At 73.6% G+C, this 26,871-nt stretch carries 23 protein-coding genes and 1 pseudogene; 10 read left to right on the top strand and 14 right to left on the bottom strand.

Annotated features, from left to right (window positions below; all coding sequences use genetic code 11):
- Window positions 1-119 precede the first annotated feature (119 nt).
- From JQX11_RS07775 to JQX11_RS07755, 5 genes are read right to left on the bottom strand one after another with little or no spacing between them, the layout of a single operon-like run.
- The gene (locus JQX11_RS07775) at window positions 120-2,990 is read right to left on the bottom strand and encodes a DUF5682 family protein (RefSeq protein WP_204924303.1); all 2,871 of its coding nucleotides are present in this window, start codon (window positions 2,988-2,990) and stop codon (window positions 120-122) included.
- Window positions 2,987-4,099 carry an ATP-binding protein gene (locus JQX11_RS07770; RefSeq protein WP_204924302.1) on the bottom strand — a complete coding sequence of 371 codons (1,113 nt, stop codon included), beginning with the start codon at window positions 4,097-4,099 and terminating at the stop codon, window positions 2,987-2,989. The genes JQX11_RS07775 and JQX11_RS07770 overlap by 4 nt, the downstream gene beginning before the upstream one ends.
- 14 nt (window positions 4,100-4,113) lie before the next feature.
- The gene (locus tag JQX11_RS07765; protein WP_232377463.1) at window positions 4,114-5,646 is read right to left on the bottom strand and encodes a VWA domain-containing protein; all 1,533 of its coding nucleotides are present in this window, start codon (window positions 5,644-5,646) and stop codon (window positions 4,114-4,116) included.
- On the bottom strand, window positions 5,643-7,037 hold the full coding sequence (locus JQX11_RS07760; RefSeq protein WP_204924301.1) for a hypothetical protein: 1,395 nt from the start codon (window positions 7,035-7,037) through the stop codon (window positions 5,643-5,645). The genes JQX11_RS07765 and JQX11_RS07760 overlap by 4 nt, the downstream gene beginning before the upstream one ends.
- On the bottom strand, window positions 7,037-7,504 hold the full coding sequence (locus JQX11_RS07755; protein ID WP_204924637.1) for a hypothetical protein: 468 nt from the start codon (window positions 7,502-7,504) through the stop codon (window positions 7,037-7,039). Before JQX11_RS07755 ends, JQX11_RS07760 begins: the two co-directional genes overlap by 1 nt.
- 357 nt (window positions 7,505-7,861) lie before the next feature.
- Here JQX11_RS07755 and JQX11_RS07750 point away from each other — a divergent pair, with 357 nt between their 5' ends.
- Window positions 7,862-8,206, top strand: coding sequence for a hypothetical protein (locus JQX11_RS07750; protein ID WP_204924300.1), 345 nt, complete (start codon window positions 7,862-7,864; stop codon window positions 8,204-8,206).
- Here the strand turns inward: JQX11_RS07750 and JQX11_RS07745 are convergent.
- The gene (locus JQX11_RS07745) at window positions 8,191-8,883 is read right to left on the bottom strand and encodes a GyrI-like domain-containing protein (RefSeq protein WP_204924299.1); all 693 of its coding nucleotides are present in this window, start codon (window positions 8,881-8,883) and stop codon (window positions 8,191-8,193) included. The genes JQX11_RS07750 and JQX11_RS07745 overlap by 16 nt on opposite strands.
- Entirely contained in the window at window positions 8,867-9,421 is a 555-nt protein-coding gene (locus JQX11_RS07740) for a DUF8453 domain-containing protein (RefSeq protein WP_204924298.1), read from the bottom strand. Before JQX11_RS07740 ends, JQX11_RS07745 begins: the two co-directional genes overlap by 17 nt.
- A 124-nt stretch (window positions 9,422-9,545) precedes the next feature.
- On the opposite strand from JQX11_RS07740, the gene JQX11_RS07735 reads away from it, so the two are divergent.
- Window positions 9,546-10,043: a DinB family protein gene (locus tag JQX11_RS07735; protein WP_204924297.1), complete on the top strand. Its 498-nt coding sequence runs from the start codon at window positions 9,546-9,548 to the stop codon at window positions 10,041-10,043.
- 40 nt (window positions 10,044-10,083) lie between these two features.
- Here JQX11_RS07735 and JQX11_RS07730 read toward each other — a convergent pair whose 3' ends face one another.
- Complete coding sequence (locus JQX11_RS07730) at window positions 10,084-10,311, bottom strand: hypothetical protein (protein WP_204924296.1); 228 nt, start codon at window positions 10,309-10,311, stop codon at window positions 10,084-10,086.
- Between the two features lie 117 nt (window positions 10,312-10,428).
- On the opposite strand from JQX11_RS07730, the gene JQX11_RS07725 reads away from it, so the two are divergent.
- Window positions 10,429-11,133 carry a hypothetical protein gene (locus JQX11_RS07725; RefSeq protein WP_204924295.1) on the top strand — a complete coding sequence of 235 codons (705 nt, stop codon included), beginning with the start codon at window positions 10,429-10,431 and terminating at the stop codon, window positions 11,131-11,133.
- 26 nt (window positions 11,134-11,159) lie between these two features.
- Here JQX11_RS07725 and JQX11_RS32225 read toward each other — a convergent pair whose 3' ends face one another.
- A complete protein-coding gene (locus JQX11_RS32225; protein ID WP_307826131.1) occupies window positions 11,160-11,720 on the bottom strand; it encodes a GNAT family N-acetyltransferase in 561 nt (186 codons plus the stop codon).
- 36 nt (window positions 11,721-11,756) lie between these two features.
- Window positions 11,757-13,775: pseudogene (locus tag JQX11_RS07720) on the bottom strand (penicillin acylase family protein); the annotation flags it as partial.
- Window positions 13,776-13,881: 106 nt separating this feature from the next.
- Between JQX11_RS07720 and JQX11_RS07715 the strand changes: the two are divergent.
- From JQX11_RS07715 to JQX11_RS07685, 7 genes are all read left to right on the top strand, one after another.
- A complete protein-coding gene (locus tag JQX11_RS07715; RefSeq protein ID WP_204924294.1) occupies window positions 13,882-14,592 on the top strand; it encodes a siderophore-interacting protein in 711 nt (236 codons plus the stop codon).
- A complete protein-coding gene (locus JQX11_RS07710; protein ID WP_204924293.1) occupies window positions 14,589-15,833 on the top strand; it encodes an MFS transporter in 1,245 nt (414 codons plus the stop codon). The genes JQX11_RS07715 and JQX11_RS07710 overlap by 4 nt, the downstream gene beginning before the upstream one ends.
- A gap of 144 nt (window positions 15,834-15,977) precedes the next feature.
- Window positions 15,978-17,528: a pyridoxal phosphate-dependent decarboxylase family protein gene (locus tag JQX11_RS07705; RefSeq protein WP_204924292.1), complete on the top strand. Its 1,551-nt coding sequence runs from the start codon at window positions 15,978-15,980 to the stop codon at window positions 17,526-17,528.
- A 23-nt stretch (window positions 17,529-17,551) separates the two neighbouring features.
- Window positions 17,552-18,844 carry a lysine N(6)-hydroxylase/L-ornithine N(5)-oxygenase family protein gene (locus tag JQX11_RS07700; protein ID WP_204924291.1) on the top strand — a complete coding sequence of 431 codons (1,293 nt, stop codon included), beginning with the start codon at window positions 17,552-17,554 and terminating at the stop codon, window positions 18,842-18,844.
- On the top strand, window positions 18,841-19,416 hold the full coding sequence (locus tag JQX11_RS07695) for a GNAT family N-acetyltransferase (protein ID WP_204924290.1): 576 nt from the start codon (window positions 18,841-18,843) through the stop codon (window positions 19,414-19,416). Before JQX11_RS07700 ends, JQX11_RS07695 begins: the two co-directional genes overlap by 4 nt.
- Complete coding sequence (locus tag JQX11_RS07690; RefSeq protein WP_204924289.1) at window positions 19,413-21,197, top strand: IucA/IucC family protein; 1,785 nt, start codon at window positions 19,413-19,415, stop codon at window positions 21,195-21,197. The genes JQX11_RS07695 and JQX11_RS07690 overlap by 4 nt, the downstream gene beginning before the upstream one ends.
- A complete protein-coding gene (locus JQX11_RS07685) occupies window positions 21,194-22,687 on the top strand; it encodes an MFS transporter (RefSeq protein ID WP_204924288.1) in 1,494 nt (497 codons plus the stop codon). Before JQX11_RS07690 ends, JQX11_RS07685 begins: the two co-directional genes overlap by 4 nt.
- Window positions 22,688-22,700: 13 nt before the next feature.
- Here JQX11_RS07685 and JQX11_RS07680 read toward each other — a convergent pair whose 3' ends face one another.
- Genes JQX11_RS07680 through JQX11_RS07665 form a run of 4 tightly spaced genes read right to left on the bottom strand, consistent with a single transcriptional unit; the run spans window position 22,701 to window position 26,870 of the window.
- Entirely contained in the window at window positions 22,701-23,684 is a 984-nt protein-coding gene (locus JQX11_RS07680; protein ID WP_307826109.1) for an STM4011 family radical SAM protein, read from the bottom strand.
- Window positions 23,681-25,006 carry an STM4012 family radical SAM protein gene (locus tag JQX11_RS07675; RefSeq protein ID WP_307826108.1) on the bottom strand — a complete coding sequence of 442 codons (1,326 nt, stop codon included), beginning with the start codon at window positions 25,004-25,006 and terminating at the stop codon, window positions 23,681-23,683. Before JQX11_RS07675 ends, JQX11_RS07680 begins: the two co-directional genes overlap by 4 nt.
- Window positions 25,003-25,806, bottom strand: a complete 804-nt coding sequence (locus JQX11_RS07670) for an STM4013/SEN3800 family hydrolase (RefSeq protein WP_204924286.1) — start codon at window positions 25,804-25,806, stop codon at window positions 25,003-25,005. The genes JQX11_RS07675 and JQX11_RS07670 overlap by 4 nt, the downstream gene beginning before the upstream one ends.
- A complete protein-coding gene (locus JQX11_RS07665) occupies window positions 25,794-26,870 on the bottom strand; it encodes an STM4014 family protein (protein WP_204924285.1) in 1,077 nt (358 codons plus the stop codon). The genes JQX11_RS07670 and JQX11_RS07665 overlap by 13 nt, the downstream gene beginning before the upstream one ends.
- Between the last annotated feature and the right edge of the window lies 1 nt (window position 26,871).

The following is a 26,871-nucleotide window of genomic DNA, read 5'->3' as shown; positions in this document are numbered from 1 at the left end:
GACGACCCCCAGCCGGTGACCCGGCCGTGGGGTGCCGCCACCACACCTGCGGTGGCGGCACCCCACCCGGCGACCGGCGGTCGTGCCGGGCCACCCGCCGCCCGGCACGACCGCCGGCCTCAGCCGAGCAGCACCGACACCGCCTCCACCGTGTCCGGATGGGCGAGCAGCAGCGTCGCCGCCGCCGACTCCGCCGGGGCGTCGACCGGCTCCGACCAGCCGCCCTCGCAGCCCAGCAGCCCGGCGACCGCGTCCACCGCAACCGGATGCGCCGCGAGCAGGCCGTGCACCTGCCCCGTCGGCGCGCCCGGCCGGGCCACCGGGGCGGGCCCGGCCGCCGGCCCCATCCAGGGCGGCACCCAGGCGTCCAGCTCGGGCAGCGTCCCCGGGAAGGTGCGCGCGGCCTCCCGCACCAGCAGCGGCACCAACTCCGGGCCGTGCTCGCGCAGGGTGGTGATCAGCGTGGGTAGCCAGGGCAGCAGCACCGGGTCGGGCAACCGGGCGAACGCGGTGGACATCGTCTCCACCACGAACGGCGCGAGCCCCGGCACCGGTTCCAGCGCGTGAACGAAACCCGAGAGGTACCTCGGGAACGCCGGCACCACCAGCGGGTTACCCAGCAGGTCGGCGCAGCGCTGCCGCAGCTCGGCCAGCGGCAGCACACCGAGCTGGTGCCGGGCCGCCCAGAGCAGGGCGACCTTCGCCGGGCTCTCCGGATGCGACTGGGCCACCGCGAGTTCGAGCTGGGACCTGTCGCAGCCCAGCGACAGCGCCAGGCTCTCCATGCTGAACAGGAAGCCGAGCATCGCCCCGACCTGCCGGACCCCGGTCTCCTCCTCGACGAACGCGGTCGGCAACAGGGTGCAGTAGTGCGCGTACCCGGTCGTCACGAACGCCTCGCACCAGGCCGGCAGGGTCGGCGCGGTGGCCCGGTAATGGGCCAGCAACCGGCGGATGCGCCGCAGCACGTCCGGGGCGTCGTCCACCGTGCGCTCGGTGGACAGCAGTTCCACGGCCCGCGCGCCCAACTCGTCGACCAACCGGGGGCTGTCCAGCAACCGGATGGCGTCCTCCACCGCGGCGAGAGCACCGGCGGCCGTCGCGTCGGGGCCCCGGACCGACCGCCGCAGCCGCTGCTCCAGCACCTGCTCGACGGTCACCCCCTCGTAGCCCAGCTCGATCAGCGCCCGCTGGTGCCGGCCCAACGCGAGGTCCCAGCTCTCCTGGATCGACCGGTGCCCCAACCGGCGCTCACCCATGATCGGGCGGACCGCGTCGGCGGGCAGCAGGTGCCGCAGCATCCACAGCAGATCCGAGCAGCCGGCCAGCGCCGGGGTGGCGTGCAGGTCCAGCAGGGCCCGCTGGATGGTGCGCTTCTCCAGGTCCAGGCCGAGGGGTTGGAGCCGGTCGAGCACGTCGCGGGCCAGCGGTGGCAGGGCGTCGTAGCCGACCTGCCCGATCCGGTCCCCGCCGAGCAGGATCTCGCAGAGCCGTCGCACGTCGCGGCGGCCCGGCACGACGTCCTTCTCGATGCAGGTCACCGCCGCGTCGGCGAAGTCGTACGGGGTGGGCCGGGCCCGGTTGCGCAACCCGGCCAGCAGGATCGACGTCTCGAACACCGCGATCGCGTCGGCCGTGCTGGCCAGGTACCCGTTGCGGCGGGCCAACCGGACGATGTCCACGCACCACCCGCGCAGCTCCGCCTCGTCCAGCCCGTCGAGCGCCGGAGGCGCGGCGAGGAACCCGGTGAGCCGGTCGGCGACCGGACCGGCCGGCGTGGCGACCGGCGGGGCGGCCTTCCGTTTGCCCCGGCCGCCCCGGACGCCCCGCTGACCGTCGAGCCGGTACGGGGCCAGGCCCGACCGGCCGACCGCCTGCGTCCAGTTGGCGGCGGCGATCGACACCGACCCCGGTGCCAGCCCGAACTGCGCCTCGATGGCCGAGTGGCTCGACGGGATCAGCCCGTACCGCCAGCGGGTGCCGGTGCGGGGGGTGATCGCGAAGTCCGGGGCGGGGGAGTCCAGGCCGAACTGCTCGACCCGGCTGGCGGCGTGAAACGCGCCGCACACGTAGAGACAGTCCGCCGGGTCGGCCCCGGACGCGGCGAGGTGCTCCCGCATCCGGGTCCACATGTAGCGCTCCCGGTCCTCGTCCCGGTCGGTACGGTCCGACCCGGCCGGCCGCAGCCGGCGGAACAGGCTGCCGATCAACACCATCACCTGCCGGTAGGTGTCGTGGTCGGCGTCGGCGAGGGGACGCTCGACGTACTGGTCCCACCACTCCGACCAGTGCCGCACCTTGCCGTGGTGCAGCAGGTACGCCTCCAGCTCGGCGAACCGGGGCCGCAGGTCGCCGATCTCCACGCCGACCGCGTCGCCGTGTAGGGCCGACTGCTCCCCGGCCTCGCCGCCCGCCGTCTGCGGCGCGGTGTCGGCCGGCGCGTCGGTGGCCGCCGGGGCGTCGCCGCGCGGTGACCACTGGAAGACGTGGTCGGTGGAGCGGTCCACCAGCACCAGCTCCACCCCGGGTGTCTCCAGCGCGTACGCGATCGCCTGGTACTCGGCGGACGCCTCGGTGACCGGGGCGACGACGCTCAGCGGCCCCCACTCGGCGGGGAAGCCGTCCAGCTCGGAGGCGAACGCCTGCACCGCCACCGGCAGCCGACAGTTGCGCAGCTCGCCCAGGAGCGGCTGGAGATCCTCGCACAGCTCCAGGTAGATCACCTTGGGCTGCTTGTGCCGCAGCCGGCGGACCATCGCCAGCGCCGAGGCCGGCGAGTGGTGACAGACCGGGAAGATCTCCAACCGCTCGCCCAGCGCCCGGTCGACGTCGTCGACGATGCCGGCGAGGATGCCGGCCAGCGCGTCGGCGGAACCGGCGAACGTGGCCGCTGCGTCGGTGAGCTGCTCCCGCAGCGCCCCGAACGGTCCGGCGGTCGCGGGCGGGGCGGCGCCGGGCGGCGCGGCGGTGCCGGCGTCGGCGGTGGTCACGACAGCGAGGCGATCGCCTGGCGACCGCCGTCGAGGAAGCCGCCCCAGCCCTCGCCGTTCTTCTTGGCCCGGGGCTCCACCACGCCGTGCAGGTACTTGTTGAGGATCGCCAGGTCCTCCGGGCTGCGTCGGGCCAACGATCCCACCAGCGAGGAGGCCAGCGTCTCCACCCGCAGGGCCCGGTCGCCGAAGAACTGGCTGTGCAGGATGGCGTCCTCCAGCACCCCGATCTGCTCGGCGGTGGACAGCGCCGACTCCAGCTTCTCGTCGTCGCTGGTCGCCGACGCGGCGGCGGCCCGCAGGTCGGCGAAGCTCTGCAACAGGATGTCCAACAGGGTGGGCGGCACGTCCAGCTCGATGCGGTGCCGGCGCAGCAGTTCCTCGGTGCGGAACCGGACGATCTCCGCCTCGCTGCGCTTGTTGGTGACCACCGGGATGCGGACGAAGTTGAACCGGCGCTTCAACGCCGATGACAGGTCGTTGACGCCCCGGTCGCGGCTGTTCGCGGTGGCGATGATCGAGAAACCGGGCTGGGCGAAGACGATGTTGTCGTCGCTCAGCTCGGGGATGGAGACGTACTTCTCCGACAGGATGGAGATCAGCGCGTCCTGCACGTCGCTGGTGGAGCGGGTCAGCTCCTCGAAGCGGCCCACCACGCCCTGCTCCATCGCCGTCATGATCGGCGACGGGATCATCGACTCCCGGGACTGCCCCTTGGCGATGACCATCGAGACGTTCCACGAGTACTTGATGTGGTCCTCGGTGGTGCCGGCGGTGCCCTGCACGACCAGCGTCGAGTTGCGGCAGATCGCGGCGGACAGCAGCTCGGCCAGCCAGCTCTTGCCGGTGCCGGGGTCGCCGATGAGCAGCAGGCCCCGGTCCGACGCCAGGGTCACGATGCTGCGTTCGACGAAACTGCGGTCACCGAACCACTTCTGCGGGATCTCCCGCTCCAGACCGTCGGCCCGTTCCGAGCCGAGGACGAACAGCCGCACCATGCGCGGGCTCAACCGCCACGAGAACGGCTTCGGGCCGGTGTCGACCGACTCCAGGTAGTCGAGTTCGTCGGCGTACTTGACCTCGGCGGGGGCACGCAACATCTCGGACATGAGGGGTGATTCTCCTAGGTGAGGAAGCTCTTGAGCTCGAAGACGAGTTTGCGGATGTGACCGGAGAGCACCGGGGTGCCCAGGTCCTTGAGGCGCTGCCGGAACCAGGGGTTGACGCTCTGCTGACCGGAGCTGCTGACCGAGCCGACCGGGATGAACCGCACCCCGGAGCGGTGCACCGCCTCGATGCCGTCGAACAGCGGCTGGGAGCGGTCGAACTCGTAGAAGTCCGAGATCCACACCATGACCGTGTTGCGCGGCTCGACGATCTTGGGGCGGGCCATCGCCATCGCCACCGGCCCGTCGTTGCCGCCACCGAGTTTGGTGCGCAGCAGCACCTCGAACGGGTCGTGCACCCACGGGGTCAGGTCCAACGCCCGGGTGTCGTACGCGATCAGGTGTACGTCGACCTTGGGCAGCCCGGCGAAGATCGAGGCCAGGATGGTGCAGTTGACCATCGAGTCGACCATCGACCCGGACTGGTCCACCACCACGATCAGCCGCGACGGGGTGGTCTTGCGGGCGGTCTGCCGGTAGTAGAGCCGGTCGACGTAGAGGCGTTCGTCCTCCGGGCTCCAGTTGGTGAGGTTCTGCCAGATGGTGCGGTCGAGGTCGAGGTTGCGGTAGACCCGCTTCGGCGGCACCGACCGGTCGATCGCGCCGACGGTGGTCTGCTCGACCTGGGTCCGCAGCACCTCGGCGACCTCGTCGACGTACCGCCGGATCAGCGACTTCGCGTTGGCCAGCGCCACCCCGGACAGGTTGGACTTGTCCCGCAGCAGCTGCTCGATCAGCGACATGCTGGGGGTGAGCTGGGCGGCCAGCTTCGGGTCGGCCAGCACCTCCCGCAGGTGCATCCGGCGGACCAAGTCGCCCTCCAGCCCGGCGAGGGTGGCGCCCAGTCCGGTGCCGCCCTGCCGACGCAGCTCCCCCGGCGGGCAGCCGAGCGCCTGCTCGAACCAACCCGCGTCGGCCTGCCACCGGGCCAACTGGCCGGCGCTGACCGGCCCGGACCCGGTGCCGAAGACGTTGAGCAGCAGCTTCGACACCAGCGCGGCCCGGCGCACCTCGGCCTCGCCGGGCCGGTGGACCCCGCCGACGGCGGGGTCACCCCCGCCCGGCGCGCCCGGGCCGTCGATGATCGCCTCCGTCGCCTCCGTGCTGTCGGTGGTCGCCTCCGGCGTCGTGGCCGACGGGGCCACGGCGTCGGGGGAGGCGTCGACGGGCCGGTCGTCGGTCGGGCCGGCCGGGTCGGGGGCGAGCAGGCCCCGGAGTTCGTCGGCGAGCGCGGGGAAACGCTGCACCACGGTGTCCACCGACACGGTCGGGTCCAGCAGGGCGGCGGGCAGGCCGAGGTCGTCGACGACGGCCACGCTCGCCGCCTCCAGCGTGGGCTGCTCGTCGGGGTCGAAGAGCCGCCCCAGCAGCCGCCAGTAGAGCACCTGCCGACGGTTGGCGGCGGCGAGGTCGCCCGGGGTCACCGCGTCGCCCGACGGCACGGCGTCGGTTGGGGGCAGGGCGCCGGTCGGCGGGATCGGCTCGCTCATCGGCGCAGCAACCGTCCCGCGCGTTCGCGCAGCACGGCCACGGCGTCGCCCGCCCTGGCCTCGGCCTTGGCCACCTTCGGGTCGGTCACCCCGTCGGCCCAGTCGCCGTTGTGCGCCTCCACCGGCCGGCGCTTGACGGTGGCCTGCACCGCCAGCGGCTGCACCAGCCACCGGCCGCCGTCGAAGCGGGCCAGGCCCAGGCAGGACGACGAGGCGGCGACCAGCGCCGGGGTGAGCGGCCCAGCGGCCGGCAGCCGGTCCAGCGCGACCGCGAGGCGCTGCCCGCCGAGGTCGACGGTCGACCCGCCGTCGTGCACGGTGTAGCCCTCCAGCAGCACCGGCTCGGCGATGGCCACCGGATGCCGGTCCAACGGCGGGATCGCCGCCGCCGTCGCCGTGCCCAGCAGCACCCGGGCGGTGGCGAACGGGTCGGCGGGCTCGCCGGCCTGCGCCTGCCCATCGACCCAGTGCAGGTCGCCACCCTGCGCGGGCAGATCGGTGACGGTCAGCGCCCGCCGCTGCGCGATCGCGGTGAGCAGCACCGGGTACGCCGACAGCAGCCGCCACACCGCCGGGCCGCCGATCGTGGCGACCTTGGCCGCGCCCACCGTCACCCGGACCAGCCGGGGCGTGCCTGCGTCGGCCGGTTCGAGGATCGCGTGCAGCTGCACCTGGACGGCGGTCTCGTGCTCGTGGACGTCGACCCCGAGCGGCAGCAGGCGACCGCTCACCGTGGTGGTGCCGGCCGTCGGGTCGGTGGCCGGCCCGTCCTGGGCCAGCAGCACGCCCCGGGCCCACAGGTCCGCCCAGCGGCGTACCGGCGGCTGCGCCATGGTGGCCACCGGCAACCCGGCCCGCAGCTCGGCGGCGAGCCCGTCGAGCAGCACCGCCAGCCGGCGTGCCCCCGGCTCGGCCAACGGCGCCTCGACCGGTGTGCCGACGGCCGAGAGCAGCTCGTGGTCGATGCCGCGCCAGCCGGCGAGGGCCGTCTCGTGCAGCCAGGACCGGGCGGCGGCGCGGGCGGGGGAGGGGGCACCCGCTTCGCCGGTCGGCGTCCACGGGGTCCGGTGCCGCCCGAGGGCGGTGTCGAGCTGGTCGAGCAGGGCGTCGTGGGTCGCGCCCAGCAGCGCCGTCCGGGCTCCGGCCAGGGCGGCCAGGTGTTCCTGCCCGCCGGATCCGGCGGTCACCTTGCCCACCGCCTCGGCCATCCGTTCACCCAGCGGCGTGCCCGCGACCGCGGCGGCCAGTGCGGTCAGCGCGGCGGCGTCCGCCTCGCCGACCCGGGCGAAGCCCCGCAGCAGGGCCTCGTCGAATCCGGCGACCACGTCGTCGGCGTCGGCCAGCCCGGTGGGTGTGTCGCCGTGCAGCTGCGCCAGCTGTGTGCCGAGCATCAGCGACCTGCCCCGGTCGACGGGAACCAGTGCAGCTCGGGCAGCACGGCGGTGCTGGCCGGCAGCTCCAGGTAGGCCAGGTGGCGCAGGAACCGGCTGAACACCACGGCGGCGGAGGTCGGCTCGTGCCGGGCGTCCAGCCGGGACAGCAGCTCGACCCCGGTCTGCGTGCCGTCACCGGCGTCGACCCGCAGGTAGCGGGCGACCCGGTCGACGCCGTACTGGAGCACGGCCTCGTCGGCCAGGGCCTCCAGGTGCTTGCAGGGCGCGCCGCGCAGCCCGCCGCAGGGCCGGTTGTTGTTGGTGCTGCAATGGTAGGCGTGGTCACCGGCGGTCACCGACGAGACGTAGACCCGCTCGATGTCGGAACCGCTGGACACCACACCCTGTAACCGCCCGTCAGCCAGCTCGACGAAGGGCACCTTTGCCAGCTTGCGGGGCCGGGCCGGTGGCACCACCGCCACCACGCTCCGCCGCCGCGCCGCGGCCTCGTCAGCGTCCGTCACCGCATGTCCTCCCACCCGCCGGACCACCGGCGTCGACCATGGTTGATGGCGCGCGCCGGCCGGGCCGGCGTCGCCGTGACCACAAGATCATGGCCCACGGGTACGACACTTCCACGGCCTCCCGTCGCCCCGTCCCGAGGTCCGGTCCGACCGGCCGTTCCGTCACTCTGCGGGGTTCCGACGCCACCATCGGCAGGCCGCTGCCCCGCCCCGGCTCCTTGACACCGCACGCATCCCGACGGATTGTTATATCGAGCATCGTCACTTTCTGTGGCTCGCGCCGGATTACGGACCGCAGCCGTACCGAAGGAGACCGCCATGCGCGCCGTTCACCGATCAGCCGCGGGTCTCGCCGTCGCCCTGGGCGTCGTGCTCACCGCGATCCTGCCGACGTCGTCCGCGACCGCCGGCGAGCCCGTCCAGAGCCCGGACACGGGGCTGGTCTTCTACTCCAGCTACCCGACCGAGGTCGTCGGTCGGCAGGCCACGCCCGACGGCGTCTGCCGTCCCGTCCCGGCCGACGCGACCTGGCTGCTCGCCTGGAGCGGAGGTTTCCACTCGGTGGCCGGCTACCGGACGGCCGACTGCACCGGCCCGGCCGCCGAACTCAACAACCTGCACAGCTGGCCGCCGGGCTACCACCTGAGCTACCGCGCCGGCTGACCCCCGCCGTCGGCGGCAGCCCCGCGACGATCCCCGACGGGCCGGTTGTCGGCGACGACCGGCTGGCGCAGGATGGTGCGCCTCCGGTCGGGGGCGACCCTGCGGAAGTCGCTCAGGTAGATCTCGTGGTGGGTGCCGGTCAGCCGGAGCCGGTGGGCGGGGACGAACTCGTGGTGCAGGCGGGCGAGCACGGCGGCCTCGTCGTCGAAGGAGCCGACGTGCAGGGTCTGCACGCACCGCCCCTCGGCCAGCCGCTCCAGGCGGACGTCGTCCAGCCGTCCGGGTGGCCGCTTCGCCCCGACCTGCGCGACGGCGGCGGCGACCAGGTCCGGCCCGATCCAGTCGGGGACCATGAGCATCAGCGTCCAGCGCCACCGCGACTTGTCCCGCACCGTGGTGAAGGACGCCATGTCCTCGGCCCACCACAGGCCCTCCAGCGGAGGGACGACGTAGTCCCGCCCGAGTTCCCGCCTGCTGGCGAACTTCACCCGGTACGCCACGGGATAGAGCGTCTCGACCGCTGCGGTGAAGGCCGGCGCGGTATTGGGGTCGCCCCGGCCGTCGATCATCAGGTACTGCATGTCGGGCACGTCGACCAGCCGGAACCGCCCCTTCTGCGCCCGGTAGGCGTCCAGGGTCCGCCGGAAGTCGACCTTCCCGTCAGTGCCGTTCGTCATGGTCATCCTGGTCCGGGTGGCGACCCGCGACGGCGGGTTCCCATTCGTGGCCGGGAGACCCCTCGAACCACGCCTCGTGTCTTTCGTCGCCGTACACCGACCCGTATCGCACACGAATTCTGATCCGGTGGGTCACCGCCCGCCACAGATCTGCGTCTCTCGCCGGCTCGTAGTCGTCAACCGCGAACAACACGATCTCCTGTCCGACCGGGATGGGGACATCCCGGCGCAGGGAAGTGAAGTCAGGCCATTTCCCGAACGTGTCGCGCAGCGGATCCACAGTGGGTTTCTCCCACGGTCCGACCTCGTCGCCGTCCAGGTAGAAGGTCGTTGACCGGATGATCGCAGGACCAAGGCCGCAATTACGGACTCTGATGCCCGCCAGCTGACCGCTCCTACGAAAGCAGTCGAACGCCAACAGTGGTCGGACCGAATGATGATGGTGTCTGCGGTTCGCCCTGGTTTCCATGATCGAAACGCAGAGCGAGGCGACGGCGATCACAGTTGCCGAAATGGCGGTAACTGAGTTGGCGTCCACCGTCTCAAGCTACCCCGACTCGGCAAGCGAAAGTGCTCCACAGGCTCTGCACCCGGGTTCGACGTACTGCCGGCGGGACCTTCCCGGGCAGTCGACGGCCGGCGAGTCTGGGATGCTGTCCCGCATGCCCGCCTTTCCGCCGACCTTCGCCGAAGCCGTCGTGGCCCAGCCGCTCGCTGCGCAGTTCGAGGCGTTCCTCGACGAGCACCGTGCCGCGCTCGACGGCTGCCTGGAGGGGCTGACCGAGGAACAGGTCCGCCGCCCGCTGGTGGCCTCCCGGACCACGCTGCTGGGCCTGGTGAAACACGCGACCTTCGTGGAGCGGGTCTGGTTCGACGAGGCCGTCACCGGCCGGTCGCGCGCCGAGCTGGGCATCCCCGCCGCGTCGGAGGAGTCGTTCGTGCTCGACGACGGCGACACGGTCGCCGGCGTGCGGCACGCGTACCGGGCGGCCTGCGCGGCGTCCCGCCGGGCGACCGCGACGCTGGGCCTGGACGACGTCCTGTCCGGGCACCGGATGGGACCGGTCCCGCTGCGGTGGGTGTATCTGCACGTGCTCCGCGAACTCGCCCAGCACTGCGGGCACGCCGACATCCTCCGTGAGCAGATCGTCGACGGTTGACGGTCCACGGCCCCGGTCCGGGACGGGTGCGTGCGGAGGGTCAGCGGCCCCGGTTGCGGGGGTGCCGTTTGGCGGTCCGTTCGTTGCCGTGCCGGTAGTTGCCGGTGAGGCGGGCCATCAGCTCCTGCGGGTCGTCGCTGTCCACGTCGGTCAGGAACCGGGCCGCGGCGACGCCCCGCAGCACGGTGGCGAGGCGGCCGTGGTGCAGCAGTTCCACGTCACCGTTCTTGCGTAGGCGGTAGGTGAACCCCTCGGGTGTGCCGGACATCGCCACATCGTCCCCACCGGCGGGCCGGCCCGCGACCCGATTACGCCACGCCGCTCCGACGTCCGTCGGCGGCGGGCGTACGCGAGCCGCGTTGCCGCCCTCGACTACGGTCGAACGGTGACTACCGGTGACTTCACGGGTACCCGCGCGCCGGGTGGGGTGCCGCACTGGCACACGGTGCGGCGATCACGCCTGTTCACCGTGCTTCCTGCGGTTGTGCTCGGGTTGCTGGGTGTGAACTTCGTCTGGGAAGCCGTCCGTCGCAACGTCGATGTCGCGGCGACCACCGAATGGCCGTTGCGGTTCTCGCTGGTCGACCTGCAGACGACTGTCGCCATCGGGGCTGCCCTCGCCGGCCTGATGTTGACCCGGGCGCAGTTCGCCCGCGCCAACCAGCCCCGCTTCGGCTATTCGTGGACACCGTACGGCACCGACGGTGGCCGCTGGGAGTTGCACCTGTCGAACACCGGCCCGGGGTTCGCGGGTGTCACCAGGGTCGACTACCGGTTCGGTGACGGACCCTGGCTGCCGTACCAGACCTTCCAGGAGGAGCTGGCCGCGCGGGGCGTGCGACCGGTCGACGCGGAGTTCTTCTGGTTGGGTCGGGCGCCCCTTCCGCCGCAGCCCAAGCTCACGGAGGGATACCGGCTCGGCTCGTTCACCGTCGACGGGTTCGTGCAGTGCGATCCGTTCGAGATCAGGATCCAGGCTGACGACCAGCTCGGCGACCGGCACCAACTCGTCATCAATTCCACCGCGCGCCTGCCGGTGCCCGCATGGTCGCAGGTCGTCCGCACCCGGGCCGACACGCCGCCGCACTGAGCACCCGAGAGCGTCGGGCCGGCGGCTCACGCCGGGACGGGGTGGTCCGCCTCGAACCGCTCCCGGGTGAGGAACGCCAACTGCGCGCGCTTGTCGGGCATGTCGATCTCGTCGGCGAAGGTGAACCCCTCGCGTTCGAGCCGGCGCAGCGCGAACCGGTTGCGCACGTCGGGCTCGACCACGATCCGCAGCCGGGTGGGGTCGCGGAACAGGAACCGGGCCAGCGCGGGGCCGATCGCGTCGGTGAGTCCGCGCGGGGGCCGCCGGCCCGGGGCGAGCAGCAGGTGCATCCCGATGTCGCCGGGGCGTACCCGGTAGCGTTCCCCGACCGGGTCGGCCTCCGGCTGGTAGCTCTGGAACAGGCCCACCGGCGCGCCGTCCAACCCGATCAGGTACGCGTGGTGGGTGCTCAGGCTGTCGACGAACGTGTAGACCTCGCGTACCTCCTCGACGGTGTACGACCCCATCCCCCAGAACGTCGCGCGGGGCTCGGTCACCCAGCCGTGCAGCAGCGTGGCGTGGGCGGCCGGGTCGACCACGGTGAGGGTCAGCTCACCGAAGCCGGGGATCTGCTCCTGGTAGGTCACGGGGTCCTCGTCTCGGGGTGCGGGGGTCAGGGTGTGCCAGTCGGTGCCGACGGGGATCAGCCCACCGGTGGCCCACAGCGGCAACTGGTCGGCGAAGTGCGGGTCGTCGGGGCGGCCGGAGACGCCGAAGGGGACGATCCAGCGGCTCGCCGCCCGGTCGGTGAGGTCCCACACGTAGCGGGCGACCGGTCCGCGCCAGCACGCGTCGGAGACGCCGGGAACACTGGAGGTGGCCAGCACGCAGTCGGTGTCGCCGCCGAGGGCGGTGGCCGCCCGCATCGCGGCGACCCGTTCGGTGACCGCGTCGGACACCCCGAGGTGCAGCGGGTGCAGCAGGTGTCGCCGCCCCCAGGGGCCGGGTGGGTCGGCGGCGGCGACGTCCTCCAGGGCGGCGGCGGCGAGGGGTTCGACCGCGCCGCCGAGGCGGGGCAGCCCGGCGACCACCCCCTCCACGGCGTGCCCGATGCGGGCCAGCGGGTCGGTCCACGGCGCGAAGAGGGGGTCGTAGCCGCCGGGGGAGTGCAACGGTCCCAGCGCGGGATGCGCGGCCAGCCGGTGGACCAGCGCGGCCCGCCAGGCGGCGAACGTCCCGGCGTCGACGCTGTCGGCGGCCATCCGGCCGTCCCATCCGGTCAACCGGTCCCGCAGCCGTCGGGCCGGCGCGCTCAGCGGTGTCGGGTCGAGCCGGGCGAGCAGGTCCCGCAGGACCGTCGACCCGCGTCGGGTGTCCATGTGGACGTCGGGGGCGGCGACGCCGTCGGCGAGCAGGTCACGGATGCGGTGGGCCCGGTGCGGCGGGGCGAAGTCGACGCCGAGGGCGGCGGTGTCGTCGCGGCGGTCGTTGGCGCAGACCACCGGCCCGCCGACCTCGACGGGCTTGGTCGTGGCGTAGTCGCCGCGCCACCGGTAGCGGGCGTCCCAGCCGGGCACCGGTTCGCGCCGGCACCTGTCGTCGCGTTCGGGCACCAGGCCGGCGACGAGTTGGAGCACCGTGCCGTGCCGGTCGGCGACGAGCACGCTGTTGACCGGTTCGACCCAGCCACGCAGCGCGTCGGCGACGTCGTCGGCGGTGCGGGCCCGCAGCAGCGGCAGCAGCGCCTCGAAGCCGAGGTTCCCGGTGACCCAGGTCGGGGTGCGCAGGCTGAGCGCCTCGCCGGTGTGCCGGTCGTGGTCGATGACCGGCCCGCGCGGGGTCTCGATCACCTCGACGGTCTCGGTCGCGCCGCCGCGTACCTCGATCCGTTCGACGTGCCGGTGGGCCGGCACCCAGCCGTCGGCGTCGCGGACCAGCACCCGGTCGCCGTCGCGGCGGAGCTGTTCGCGGTAGAGGTCCTGGTAGTCGGCCATCGCGTTGGTGACCGCCCAGGCGACGTCACCGGCGTGCCCGAAGTGCGGCAGCCCCGGCACGCCGGGGAAGGCCAGCCCGACGACGTCGAACTCGGGGCAGGCGAGCCGGATCTGCTGGTAGATGCCGGGCAGTTCGAGCAGCCGGTGCGGGTCGCCGGCGATGACCGGCCCGCGCCCGGTCAGCGGGTCGGCGGGCAGCGCCCAGGCGTTGCTGCCGGAGCCGCCGGGCCCCTCGACGGCGAACAGGTCGCGGGCGTGCGGGCCGAGGGTGGCGGCGACGTGGGCGTGCCACAGCTTCTGCGGGAAGGTGCCGAACAGGATGTGCTGGACCAGGAACACGCCCAGCGGCGACCAGGGTCGCCACCGGCCGGGCGTGCTGCCGGTGGCGGCGAACTCCGGGGCCGCCGCCGCGCCGGCCGGCAACGCGTCGTTGACCCCGTCGGCGTACGCGGTGACCCAGCGCCGGGTGGCCGGGGTGAGCTGCTCGAAGCAGCGCCGGGCGGTGTCGTCGAGGCGGGAGCGCCGGGCGAACCGGTCCCAGTCGCGTTCGGTCGGCCCGACGTGGGCGGCGAGCCGGCCCTCGGCCCGCCACCGTTCGACCTCGAGCTGCCAGGCCCGGTCGGTGGCGGCCACCCGGCCCTGCCATCGGGCCAGCTCGTCGACGGTGTCGGCCCACAGGTGCGGTACGCCCCACCGGTCGCGGTGCACGCCGGTGGCCGGACGACCGCCCGGTTCCGTACCGGTCCCACTCTCCACAGGACTCCCCAGGTAAGTTACCCTCGCCTAACTTAGGCGGACCTTACCTGGAGGGCGTGTGAAACGGAACTGGGAGGCCCTGGTGCTCAAGGCCATGGGCGGTCGGGACTTCCGGCTGACCGTGCGCGGCACCGAGCCGGTCGGCGACCACTACCGGCGTCTGCTGATGGACGACGGCGGCCTGCTGGCGGCGGCCAAGGTGCACCCCACCATGTGGATCCGGCTCTGGTTCGACGACGCGGGTCGCTCGCACCAGCGGGCGTATACCCTGGTCGACCCGGACCCGGCGACCGGCCGGTTCAGCCTCGAATTCGCCCTGCACGACGGCTGCGCGGCCCGCTGGGCGGCCGGCGCGCAGGTCGGTGACACCATCGTGGCCACCCTCCAGGGCAGCGCCTTCGCCCTGCCCGACCCGGCCCCCGCGCACCTCTACCTGGTCGGTGACGCCGCCTCGCTGCCGGCGGTGAACAGCCTGCTCGACGCCGCCGCCGACATCCCCGCCACGGTCTGGCTGGAGTACGCCCACCCGGGGGAGCAGGCGCTCACCCCGCGCGCCGGGGACCAGCACCGGGTCACCTGGGTGCCGCGCGGGCAGGACGGGCAGCAGCTCGTCGACACCGTCCGGGCGGAGCTGCCGGCCGCGCCGGACGCCCACTACTGGCTGGCCTGCGAGGCGGGCAGCACCCGCGCGCTCACCAGGCACGTGCGGCGCACCCTCGGCGTGGGCAAGCAGCAGCTCACCGCGTTGGGTTACTGGAGCGCGCGGTGACCGGACGCCTCGGCACGCTCACCACGCTCTACGTCACGCAGTATCTCGGCATCGGGTTCATCACCGTCGGGTTGACCGCCATCCTGCGCGACGGCGGCACCTCACTGGACACCCTGGCTCTGCTCCAGTTCGTCGGCCTGGTCTGGCCGCTGAAGTTCCTCTGGGCCCCGCTGCTGGACAGGTACGGCTCCCGCCGGCACGGGCACTACCGGTCCTGGCTGCTGCCGTTGCAGGCGGGTCTGGTGCTGAGCCTGCTGGCGCTGCTGCCGTTCGCCGACCCGACCCGGCAGCTCGGCCCGGTGGTGGCGATCTGCGCCGCCTACGTCTTCCTCTCCGCCACCCAGGACATCGCGGTCGACGCGGTCGCCGTCCGGGTGCTGTCCGAGGGGACGCGGGGCGCCGGCAACGGCATCCAGGTCGCCGCGAGCTACCTGGGCAACCTGCTCGGTGGCGGCGCGTGCGTGCTGGTCTACGACCGGTTCGGCTGGCTGCCGGCGATCGGGCTGCTGGCCGCGTTGACCGCCGTCGGCCTGGTGGTGGTGTGGCGGCTGCGGGAACCGGACCGGGTCGCCCGGGTGGCCGGCGCCGGGCAGGCGTACCGGGCGTTGCTGTCGGTGTTCGGGCAGCCCGGCTGCCGCTGGTGGACCTTCGGCGTGGTGCCGCTGGTCTACACCGGAGCCGGTGCGGCCTACGCCCTGGTCACCCCGGCGCTGGTCGACGCGGGCTGGTCGCTGGCCCGCATCGGCGTGGTCACCGGCGTGGTGATCAGCGCCCCGGCGATCGTCGCCGGCCTGCTCGCCGGGGTCGGGGTGGACCGGTTCGGCCGGGCGCGGCTGCTCGTCGTCGGGGGAGCGGCCCTCGCGGTCTCCACCGTCATGCTGCTGCCGTTGCTGAACGGGCGTGCGCCGCTTGCGGCGACGGTGGCCGCGCTGTGCTGCTTCATGGCCGCGTACACCGTGGCCAACGTCGTGCTCTACGTGGTCAACATGGACTACTCGCGGCCGGGCACCGGGGGGACCGACTTCACCGTGCTGTCGTCGTTCGGGCTGATCTGCTCGTTCCTGGCGGCCTCGGTCGGGCTGGCCGCCGCCGACCGGGTCGGCTATCCCGCCGTCGCGCTCGCCTCGGTGGTGCTGGTCGCCGTCGGCGTCCTGGTCGGACTGGGGCACCAGCGCCGGTTCCGGCCGGGCACGATCCGGCCGGCCGAGCCGGCGGTTGCGCACGCCACCCCGGTCGGCTGAGCCGGTGGGCGGGGCGGGGTGTCGGGATTGACAAGAAGTTAGGTTAGGGTAGCCTAACTCTGCGAGATCAACTGGGCCGCCGGGACGACCTGACCCGCCCACCGTCCCGCCCGCGCCCCCGTCACCGACCGTCGAGGACTGCCCATGAGCCTGCCCGGATCCACCGTCGAGGCCCCCGTGACCGGGACGCGTCCCACCCCACCCCGCGCCCACCTGTTCACCGCCGGCACCGTCGAGGACTACCGCCGGGCCGTCACCGAGGGCATCGACCGGGTCGCGGCCCGGGTGGCCGGCGTCGACCGGCCCGGCACCGGCATCACCCCCGACGAGCTGGCCCCCCGGGTCGCCGGCATCGACCTGGACCGTCCGCTCGGCGACACCGCCGCCGCCCTCGACGAACTGCACGACGTCTACCTGCGCGACGCCGTCTACTTCCACCACCCCCGCTACCTGGCCCACCTCAACTGCCCGGTGGTCATCCCCGCCCTGCTCGGCGAGGCGGTGCTCAGCGCGGTCAACTCCTCCCTGGACACCTGGGACCAGAGCGCCGGCGGAACCCTCATCGAACGCCGGCTGGTCGACTGGACCGCCGAGCGGATCGGCTTCGGCCCGGCCGCCGACGGCATCTTCACCAGCGGCGGCACCCAGTCCAACCTCCAGGCGCTGCTGCTGGCCCGGGAGGAGGCGTACGCCCGGATCGTCGGCGGCGGCACCGACCGGCCCAGCCGGCCCGAGGTGCTGTCCCGACTGCGGATCATCACCTCCACCGCCGGACACTTCAGCGTCCAGAAGGCCGCCAAGCTGCTCGGCCTCGGCGCCGACGCGGTGCTCACCGTCACCACCGACGCCGGCCGGCGGATGCGCACCGACGAACTGGCCGACACCCTCGACCGGTGCCGCCGCGACGGCCAGACCGTGCTGGCCGTGGTCGCCACCGCCGGCACCACCGACTTCGGCACCATCGACCCGCTGGACCGGATCGTCGAGATCTGCACCGCCGCCGGGGTCTGGCTGCACGTCGACGCCGCGTACGGCTGCGGGCTGCTGGTCTCGCCCACCCGGCGGCACCTGCTGGCCGGCATCGAACGGGCCGACTCGGTCACCGTCGACTACCACAAGTCGTTCTTCCAGCCGGTCAGCTCCAGCGCCCTGGTCGTCCGCGATCGGCGGGTGCTGCGCCACGCCACCTGGCACGCCGACTACCTCAACCCGGCCCGGATGGCCGAGCGGCGCATCCCCAACCAGGTCGACAAGAGCCTGCAGACCACCCGCCGGTTCGACGCGCTCAAGCTCTGGCTCACCCTGCGCATCATGGGCCCCGACGCCATCGGCAGCCTCTTCGACGAGGTGGTCGACCTCGCCGCCGCCGCCTGGCGGCTGCTCGCCGACGACCCCCGCTTCGAGGTGGTCACCCGCTCGCAGTTGAGCACCGTGGTGTTCCGCTACCTGCCGCCGGGCGCCGGCCGCGACGTCGTCGACGAGGCCAACCTGCACGCCCGTGAGGCGCTGGCCGCCTCCGGCGCGGCCCTGGTCGCCGGCACCAAGGTCGACGGCGCGCACCACCTCAAGCTCACCCTGCTCAACCCCGAGACCACCCTGGACGACATCGCCCACGTGCTCGACCTGATCGCCGAACACGCCGGCTGGTACGCCCGCGCCCGGGCCACCGCCGAGCTGTCCAGCCCCGTCGGCTGACCACCCCGCCCTGGAGAAACCCTGTGTCGACCCACGACTTCATCGCCGTCGGGCTGGGCCCGTACAACCTCGGGCTGGCCTGTCTGACCGCGCCGCTCGACGACCTCGACGGCCTGTTCCTGGAAGCCCGCGACGGGTTCGACTGGCACCCCGGCATGCTGCTGGAGTCCACCCGGTTGCAGACGCCGTTCATCGCCGACCTGGTCACCCTGGCCGACCCGACCTCGCCGTACTCGTTCCTCAACTACCTCAAGGAGGTCGGCCGGCTCTACCCGTTCTACATCCGGGAGAGCTTCTTCCCGTTGCGCCACGAGTACAACGACTACTGCCGTTGGGCGGCGGCGAAGCTGCCCTCGGTCCGCTTCGGCCACCAGGTCACCGGCATCTCCTACGACCCCGCCGACGAGCGGTACGTGGTGCACGCCGAGGTGGCCGGCGAACGGGTCACCCACCGGGCCCGGCACCTGGTGCTGGGCACCGGCACCCCGCCGTACGTCCCGGACGCCTGCCGGGGCCTCGGCGGCGACGTCATCCACAACTCCCGCTACCGCGAGCACCGGGCGGCGCTGCGCGCCAAGGGCAGCATCACCGTCGTCGGCAGCGGGCAGAGCGCCGCCGAGATCTACCACGACCTGCTCACCGACCTCGGCGCCTGCGGCTACCAGCTCAACTGGGTCACCCGGTCGCCGCGCTTCTTCCCCCTCGAATACACCAAGCTCACCCTGGAGATGACCTCCCCGGACTACGTGGACTACTTCCACGCGCTGCCCGAGGCCACCCGCTACCGGCTGGAGGGCGCCCAGAAGAGCCTGTTCAAGGGGATCAACGCCGACCTGATCAACGACATCTTCGACCTGCTCTACGCCCACCGGGTACACGGGCCGGTGCCGACCCGGCTGCTGACCAACACCGAACTCACCAACGCCCGGTACGACGAGGCCGCCGGCCGCTACACCCTCAGGCTGCGCAACATCGAACAGGAGCGGGACCTCACCCTCGACACCGAAGGGCTGGTGCTGGCCACCGGCTACCACTACCGGGTGCCGCAGTTCCTCGACCCGATCCGCGACCGGCTGCGCTTCGACGCCCACGGCCGCTTCGACGTGGCCCGCAACTACAGCATCGACCACACCGGCCGGGGGGTGTTCCTGCAGAACGCCGGCACCCACACGCACAGCATCACCTCACCCGACCTGGGCATGGGCCCGTACCGCAACTCCTGGATCATCCGGGAGCTGACCGGACGCGAGCACTACCCGATCGAGGATCGGATCGCCTTCCAGGAGTTCGGCGTCCCGGCGGGCGGCACCTCGTGACCCACGTCGTCCACCGCCGGCACGACCCCGCGCTCGGCGAGTTCGCGCTGCGCACGCTCGACCCGGAGGGCGACGCCGGGCTGCTGCACCGCTGGGTGACCCACCCGAAGTCGGCGTTCTGGCTGATGCAGGACGCCGACGTCGACCGGGTCGCCCGGGAGTACCGGGGCATCGCCGACCATCCGCACCACGACGCGTACCTCGGGCTGTGGCGCGGCGAACCGACGTTCCTCGCCGAACGCTACGACCCGGCCCGGGTCGAGCTGGTCGGCCTCCATCCCGCGCAGCCCGGCGACGTCGGCATGCACTTCCTCTGCGCCCCCACCGACCGGCCGGTGCACGGCTTCACCCGGGCCGTCATCACCACCGTCCTGGACTGGCTCTTCGCCGACCCGGCCATCCGACGGGTGGTCGTCGAACCCGACGTGCGCAACACCGCCGTGCACGCCCTCAACGCCGCCGTCGGCTTCACCGTCGTCGGACCGATCCGCAAACCGGAGAAGGACGCCCTGCTCAGCGTCTGTACCCGCGACCAGTTCCTGGCCGCCACCCGAGGAGACGTGCCCGCGTGAACCCCGCCGCATCCGTGGCCCACCTGACCCCCGCCACCTGGGCCCACGCCAACCGGCTGCTGGTCGCCAAGGCGCTGGCCGAGTTCGCCCACGAACGCCTGATCGAGCCCGCCGCCACCGGGGACGGCCGGTGGGCGGTCCGCTGCGACGACGGCACGGTCGAGTACCGCTTCACCGCCCGCCGGTTCACCCTCGACCACTGGCAGATCGACCCGGAGAGCATCACCCGGCGGCGCGGCGACGAGGACCTACCGCTCGACGCCGTCGACCTCTGCCTCGAACTGCGCGGCGCGCTCGGCCTCACCGACCAGGTGCTCCCCGTCTACCTGGAGGAGATCACCTCCACCCTGGCCGGCACGGCGTTCAAGCTGACCCGGCCGGCGGTGGGCGCCGACGAGCTGGCCCGCGCCGACTTCCAGGCCATCGAGACGGGGATGACCGAGGGCCACCCGTGCTTCGTGGCCAACAACGGCCGGATCGGCTTCGGCGTGCACGAATACCACGCGTACGCCCCGGAGGCCGGCCGGCCGGTGCGACTGGTCTGGGTCGCCGCGCACCGCGACCACGCCACCTTCAGCAGCGCCGCCGACCTCGACTACGCCACCCTGCTGCACACCGAACTCGGCCCGGACACGCTGGCCCGGTTCACCGCCACCCTGGCCGATGCCGGCGTCGACCCCGACGACTACCTGCTCATCCCGGTGCACCCGTGGCAGTGGTGGAACCGCCTCGCCGTCACCTTCGCCGGGGAGGTGGCCCGCCGACGGCTGGTCTGCCTCGGCGAGGCCCCCGACGAGTACCTGCCGCAGCAGTCCATCCGGACCTTCTTCAACGTCACCGAGCCGCGCCGGCACTACGTCAAGACCGCGCTGTCCGTGCTGAACATGGGGTTCCTGCGCGGCCTGTCGGCGGCCTACATGGAGGCCACCCCGGCGATCAACGACTGGCTCGTCGACCTGGTCACCGGCGACCCGGTGCTCACCGGCACCGGGCTGACCATCCTGCGCGAGCGGGCCGCCGTCGGCTACCGCCACCCGCAGTACGAGGCGGCCACCGACCGCTACTCGCCGTACCGCAAGATGCTGGCGGCGCTGTGGCGGGAGAGCCCGGTGCCCGGCCTGGCCCCCGGCCGGCGGCTGTCCACCATGGCCGCCCTGCTGCACACCGACCGCGACGGACGGTCGCTGGCCGCCGCCCTGATCGCCGAGTCCGGCCTGCTCGCGCGGCAGTGGCTGCGCCGATACCTCGACGCCTACCTGGTGCCGCTGCTGCACAGCTTCTACGCCCACCGGCTGGCCTTCATGCCGCACGGCGAGAACGTCATCCTGGTGCTGCACGACGGCGTGGTGGAGCGGGTCATCTTCAAGGACATCGCCGAGGAGATCGTGGTGATGGACCCCGAGGCCGACCTGCCGCCGCTGGTGCGGCGGGTCCGTGCCGCCATCCCCGACGACGAGCAGCTGCTGACCATCTTCACCGACGTCTTCGACTGCTTCTTCCGCCACCTCAACGCCGTGCTGGCCGGGGCCGGGGTGCTCGACGAGGACGACTTCTGGCGTACCGTCGCCGACTGCGCGACCGACTACGCCGCCCGGGTGCCGCACCTGGCCGACCGGCTGCGCCGGCACGACCTGTTCGCCGAGGAGTTCACCCTGTCCTGCCTCAACCGGCTGCAACTGCGCAACAACCAGCAGATGGTCGACCTCGCCGACCCGTCGGCGGCGCTCCAGTTCGCCGGCACCCTGACCAACCCGCTCGCCCGCTACGCTCCGCCCCGATGACCACCGCGCTGTCCGCCGCGCCCCCCGGCCCGGCGACCCCGCTGCGGTCGCGCTGGCTGATCCTGGCGGTGCTCTGCCTGGCCCAGCTGACCGTGGTGCTGGACAACACGGTGCTCACCGTGGCGGTGCCGGTGCTCACCACCGAGCTGGACGCGAGCACCACCGACATCCAGTGGATGATCAACGCGTACGCGCTGGTGCAGTGCGGGCTGCTGCTCACCGCCGGCAGCGCCGCCGACCGCTACGGCCGCCGCCGGATGCTCGTCGCCGGCCTGGTGCTGTTCGGCGTCGGTTCGCTGGCCGCCGGGCTGGCCCGCTCCGGCGACCAGTTGATCGCCGCCCGCGCCGGCATGGGCGTCGGCGGGGCACTGCTGGTCACCGCCACCCTCGCCGTCGCCATGCAGGTCTTCGACGGTGCCGAACGCTCCCGGGCGATCGGCCTCTGGGCGGCGACCAGCGCCCTCGGGTACGCCGCCGGACCGCCCATCGGCGGGATCATCCTCGCCCACCTGCCGTGGGGGGCCATCTTCCTGGTCAACGTGCCCATCGTGCTGGTCTGCCTGGTGGCCGGCCTCGCGCTGGTGCCGGAGTCCCGCGACCCGGTGGGTGGGCGGCCCGACGTCGGTGGGGTGCTGCTGTCCACCGCCGGTCTCACCGGCGTGGTCTGGGCGATCATCGACGGTCCCGAACGCGGCTGGACCTCACCGGCCATCCTCGGCGCGGCCGGCGTCGGCGTGCTGCTGCTGGCCGCCTTCGTCGGCTGGGAACGGCGGATCGCCGCCCCCATGCTGGACATGCACTTCTTCACCGACCGCCGGTTCGTCGGCGCGGTCACCGGGGTCGTCCTGATCACCTTCGGATCCACCGGCGCACTGTTCCTGCTCACCCAGGACCTCCAGTTCGTCCGGGGCTACCCGGCCTGGGAGGCGGGACTGCGGATGGTGCCGTTCGCGCTGTCCATCGTGCTGCTCAACCTCGGCGGGGTCGCCACCCGGCTGATCCGCCGGCTCGGGGTGCCCGGGGCCATCGCGCTGGGGATGGTGCTGCTCTCCGCCGGCCTCACCCTGGTCACCCACGTCCGCTCCGACAGCTACGCCGTGCTGCTCACCGGGCTGCTGGTGATGGGTTTCGGCTGCGCCCTGGCCAACCCGGCCATCGTCGAGGCGGTGATGAGTTCCATCCCCCCGGCGAAGGCCGGTGTCGGCGCCGGGATCGACGGCACCATGGCCGAGGTGGGCGGCAGCCTCGGCATCGCCGTGCTCGGCGCGGTGCTCAACGCCCGGTTCGCCGCGCTCGCGCCGGTGGCGGTGGCCGGCGCCGGCTCGTACCCGGCCGCGCTGGCCGCCGCCGCAGGCGAGACCGAACGCGGTCGGGTCACCGACGCGTTCGCGTCGGCGCTGGTCACCGGGCAGACCGCCGGGGCGGTGGCGGTCCTGGCCGGTGGGCTGCTCGCCGCCGGGCTGCTGCGCCGCGCCGAGCGCACCCGCTGACCGGCCGGACCGCTCAGAGTTCCGGCTGACCCGGGACCGGCCATATGGCGGGAATGCGTTCCAGCACCCCACCGGCGAACACGTCGCGCAACCCGAGCGGCTTGAGGTGGACGTACCCGATGTGGCAGTCGCAGAGGGCGGCGTCGCACGCCCGGGGCTTCAGGGCGGCCCGCCACGACCCGTCGTAGAGGTTGCCGATCGGCGCGGGCCGGAAGTGGCAGCGGCGCACGGTGCCGTCACCCGCGACGGAGATCGCCGTCTCCCCGGCGTGGCAGGGCCGGTCGAGCGACGGGTGCGGACGGACGCTCCAGCCGAACAGCGGGTCCAGCGCCGTCCAGGCCGCCTCCTGCCCGGCGGTGTAGTGGTGCCCGTCGGCGGCGTTGACCCACAGGTAAACCGTCTCGGGCAGCGCGGCCCGCAGCGCCCGCGCCTCGGCCAGGTGCTCGGGCAGGCCGACCACCCCCACCGAGTAGCGCACGCCCAGCTCGGACAGCCGGGCGCAGCGGGCGAGGAACCGGTCCCGGGTGACCTGCCCCGGGTGGTACGTCGTCCACAGTGCCGCCGTGGCCCGGTCGGCGTCGGCCAGCCAGTCCACCCGGGCGGCCAGGTTTGTCTGGATGACCACCCGGTCGACGTGCGGCAGATGCGACAGCGTCACCATGGCGTCGCGGTACCAGCTGCGGGTCAGCCCCTCGCCCCACGGGGTGAACAGCACCGACAGCCGCCGGTCGGTGGTGGCCGCCACCCAGTCGGCGAACCGGTCGAGCGCCGCCCGGTCGGCGCGCAGCAGCTCCGGCGGGTCGACCCGCTTGGCGAACGGGCAGTACGGGCAGTCGTAGTTGCAGCTCGCCAGCGGCCCCCGGTAGAGCACCGCCAGCTCCGCCCCGACGTCGGCGGCCCCGGCCCCGGAACACGCCGGCTGCGCCGCCCGGGGCGGGACGACGTGCAGCGGCAGTTCCGTGCGGGGCGGGAGGACGTGCGGCGGCGCAGCGGTCACCGGGGCACGTACCCGGTCATCGCCTGCCGGACCCGGGCGGAGGTCAGCCACGGGCCGATCGCGTCGGAGCGGGCCAACCCGGCCGGGGTGAGCCGCAGCCCGTCGGCGTCCGCCCAGCCCCGGTCGGCCAGCCGCCCCAGCTCGGGGAAGTCCTCGCCCGGCGGCCGGCCGAACCGGGCGGCGTAGGCCGCCGCGTCGACCCCCTCGGCGCGCAGCAGCGACTTGAGCAGCCACCGGCGGCGCTGCTCGGCGCCGTCGAGGGCGAAGCCGAACTCGGCGTGGCGGAAGTCGTCGGCCGGCCGGGCAAGATAGTCGTCCAACACCAACCGGACCTGCGACACGGAGACCGCGTAGTCGAACGAGTAGTGCAGCGCGGTGGTGTAGGAGCGCGCCCCGCAGCCGAGGCCGACCATGCCGTCGTCCTGGCAGCAGTAGTCCGGTCCGTCCGGGGCGGGCACGTCGGCGCGGCGGAACTGCCGCATCGACTCCTGCCGGTAACCGGCCGCGCCGAGGACCTGCACCGCCTGCTCGTAGAGGGCCAGCCGGTGGGCGTCCCAGTCGGCCCGGCCGTGCGCCCGCCGACCCAGCCCGGTCAACGGCCGCACGTACAGCGGGTAGAGGTACAGCTCCTCCGGCCGCCAGGCCAGCGCCGCGTCGAGGCTCTCCTGCCAGGTCGCCGCCGTCTGCCCGTCGATGCCGTAGATCAGGTCGATGTTGAGCACCGGGACCGCCGCGTCGCGGATCGCGCCGAGCGCCGTCTCCACCTCCGTGCGCCGCTGCGGCCGGCCGGCGGCCCGCGCCTCGACGTCGAGGAAGCTCTGCACGCCGATGCTCACCCGGTGCACCCCGTGCGCCGAGAGCACCGCGAGCCGGTCCGGCGTCGCGGTGGCCGGCGAGGTCTCCACCGCCAGCGGTACGCCCGGCAGCCGCGCCCCGCAGGTGCCGGTGACGATGTCGAACAGGTCGGTCAGCTCGTCGGCGGTCAGGTACGTGGGGGTGCCCCCGCCGAACGCCACCCGGGCGTACCCGGCGTCGTCGCCGAGCGCGTCGGCGACCCGTTCCGCCTGCCGGCGCAGTTGCCGCAGGTAGGCCGTCACCTGTTCCTGCGGGGCGTTGGCCCGGGTGAACAGGTTGCAGAAGCCGCAGCGCATCTCGCAGAACGGCAGGTGCACGTAGAGGAAGAGCGCGTCGCGGGCCTCCGCCCGCCACACGTCGGCCAGCAGCGGCCGGGGCCGCAGCGCCCGGTAGGAGGTCTTGTGCGGGTACGCGTAGAGGTACTGCTGGTACGGCGAGCCGTCGAGGCCCGTGTCGGTGCTGGTCACCATTCCCCCGGTCGCAGAACGAAGTGGGCGTACGGGACGGTCCACACCACGTCGTGGCCGATCCGGTGGCCGGTGTGCCCGTCCTCGCCGTACGCGGTGCCGTGGTCGGAACAGACGATCGTGAACACCGGCCGTCCCCGCCCGGTGAGCAGGGCGAACAGCCGGTCGACCCGGGAGTCGACGTACTCCAGGGCGGCGGCGTGACTGTCCCGGCTGTCGTGCGCCGCGCCGGGCAGGTGGTGCCGGTTGGGTTGGTGCAGGGCGGCGACGTTGAGGAAGGTGAACACCGGCCGGTCGGCGGGCTGGCCGGGCAGCACCTCGGCCAGCCGGTCGAGCTGCGCGTCCAGGCAGGTCGGGGAGGTGACGCCGAACTCCGGTTCCCAGTGCGCCTCGGCGAACAGGCCGGGCAGCACCGACCCGAGCGGGCTGCGCCGGTTGAAGAAGCCCACCCCGCCCAGGCAGAGCGTGTGGTAACCCGCTCCGGCCAGCGCGGTCGGCAGGTCGGGGGCGTCGAAGACCCAGGTGTCGGCCCCGGCGGTCTCGCTGCCCGGGAACGCCGCCGCGTACAGCCGCTCGTGCCGGCCCGGCCCGACCGGGGTGGGCAGGAAACCGGCGAAGAAGGCGTGGTGCGCGGCGTAGGTGAAGCTGGCGGGGGAGTGCCGCCGCTCCCACCGCCCGCCCGGCAGCACCCGGGCCAGCCGGGGTGTCCGACCGGCTTCGGCCAGCTCGGCGGCCACGTCGAAACGCAGCGTGTCCAGGGTGACCAGGCAGATGTCGTGACTGCCGATCAGCGTGCGCATCCGACCTCCTCCCGCCAGCGGTCCCACCGGCCGCTGGTCAGCGCGTGCACCTGCTCGGCGTAGGTGTCCCGGCCGTCGGTCAGCACCCCGGGCAGCAGGTCGCCGAACGCGTTGACCTCGGCCACCGCGTGTCGCCGCCAGCCCACCAGGAACATCAGGTCGACCCCGACGTGCAGTGACCGGGGGAAGCATGCCGCCGCCCGCTCGCAGGTCTCCATCGCCGCCGCCCACGCCGTCGGGCCGGCCGCCGCCCGCAGCGCGGCCAGGTCGCCGCGCGCGTTGCCCAGGTGCAGGTTGGTCAGCGGTCCCCGGGCGGCCCGGACCACGGCGTGGGTGGCCCGGCCGGCGACCACCACCACCCGCAGGTCGACCACCCGGTCGGCCAGCCCGGCCTTGGGTAGCCACCGCTCCACGTGCAGGCCCTCCGGGGCGAGCCGGTCGACCAGTGCCGCGATGGTCGCCTCGTCGTCATAGCGGCGCAGCCGCAGCGAGTTGAACAGCCCGTCCGGGGTGATCTCGATCGGGGTGACCGCCTGCACCCGGCGCGGCCCGACCGCGAGCGCGATCACGCCGGCCGCCGACGAGCCGTGTGCCGGCTTGACGAACACCCGGTGCCAGCCGGCCGCCGTCATCGCCGCCCGCAACTGCGGGTAGCCGCCGACCGGCGGGAGCGCCGCCGGCACCGGCACCCCGGCGGCCGACAGCAGCGCGTGGCAGCGGCGCTTGTCGCACAGCGTCGCCACGTCGTCGGGGTGGTTGAGCAGCGTCGCGCCCCCGGCGGCCACCCGGCCCATTGCGGCCACCAGCCCGGCGTACGTGTCGGCGAGGCCGATCAGCTCCCCGTGCCGGGCGGGGGTGGCCGCGCCGCGCAGCAGCCGGTCCACCTCCGCGTCCTCGCCGGGGGAGTCGACCCGGACCAGGGCGTCGGCGTCCGGCGGGGCGGCCCCGGTGAGCAGCCGCGCCCAGGGCAGCACCGCCGGGTCGGGCAACCCCGCCTCGCGTACGGCCCGCCGGAACAGCGCGACCCGCCGGTTGTCGGGGTTGCCCACCACGGTCAGTCGCATG

The organism is Micromonospora humida, assembly GCF_016901255.1.
Lineage (GTDB): Bacteria > Actinomycetota > Actinomycetes > Mycobacteriales > Micromonosporaceae > Micromonospora > Micromonospora wenchangensis.
Note: the sequence above shows the minus strand (reverse complement) of the source record. Positions and strands in the feature narration are given on the sequence as shown.

Excerpts from the sequence above, each read along its gene's own strand:
- JQX11_RS07735 (WP_204924297.1), top strand. The coding sequence starts at position 9,546 with ATGCCCGCCTTTCCGCCGACCTTCGCCGAAGCCGTCGTGGCCCAGCCG.
- JQX11_RS07665 (WP_204924285.1), bottom strand. The coding sequence starts at position 26,870 with ATGCGACTGACCGTGGTGGGCAACCCCGACAACCGGCGGGTCGCGCTG.
- JQX11_RS07770 (WP_204924302.1), bottom strand. The coding sequence starts at position 4,099 with ATGTCCGAGATGTTGCGTGCCCCCGCCGAGGTCAAGTACGCCGACGAA.
- JQX11_RS07745 (WP_204924299.1), bottom strand. The coding sequence starts at position 8,883 with ATGACGAACGGCACTGACGGGAAGGTCGACTTCCGGCGGACCCTGGAC.
- JQX11_RS07765 (WP_232377463.1), bottom strand. The coding sequence starts at position 5,646 with ATGAGCGAGCCGATCCCGCCGACCGGCGCCCTGCCCCCAACCGACGCC.
- JQX11_RS07705 (WP_204924292.1), top strand. The coding sequence starts at position 15,978 with ATGAGCCTGCCCGGATCCACCGTCGAGGCCCCCGTGACCGGGACGCGT.
- JQX11_RS07670 (WP_204924286.1), bottom strand. The coding sequence starts at position 25,806 with ATGCGCACGCTGATCGGCAGTCACGACATCTGCCTGGTCACCCTGGAC.
- JQX11_RS07750 (WP_204924300.1), top strand. The coding sequence starts at position 7,862 with ATGCGCGCCGTTCACCGATCAGCCGCGGGTCTCGCCGTCGCCCTGGGC.
- JQX11_RS07685 (WP_204924288.1), top strand. The coding sequence starts at position 21,194 with ATGACCACCGCGCTGTCCGCCGCGCCCCCCGGCCCGGCGACCCCGCTG.
- JQX11_RS07760 (WP_204924301.1), bottom strand. The coding sequence starts at position 7,037 with ATGCTCGGCACACAGCTGGCGCAGCTGCACGGCGACACACCCACCGGG.
- JQX11_RS07730 (WP_204924296.1), bottom strand. The coding sequence starts at position 10,311 with ATGTCCGGCACACCCGAGGGGTTCACCTACCGCCTACGCAAGAACGGT.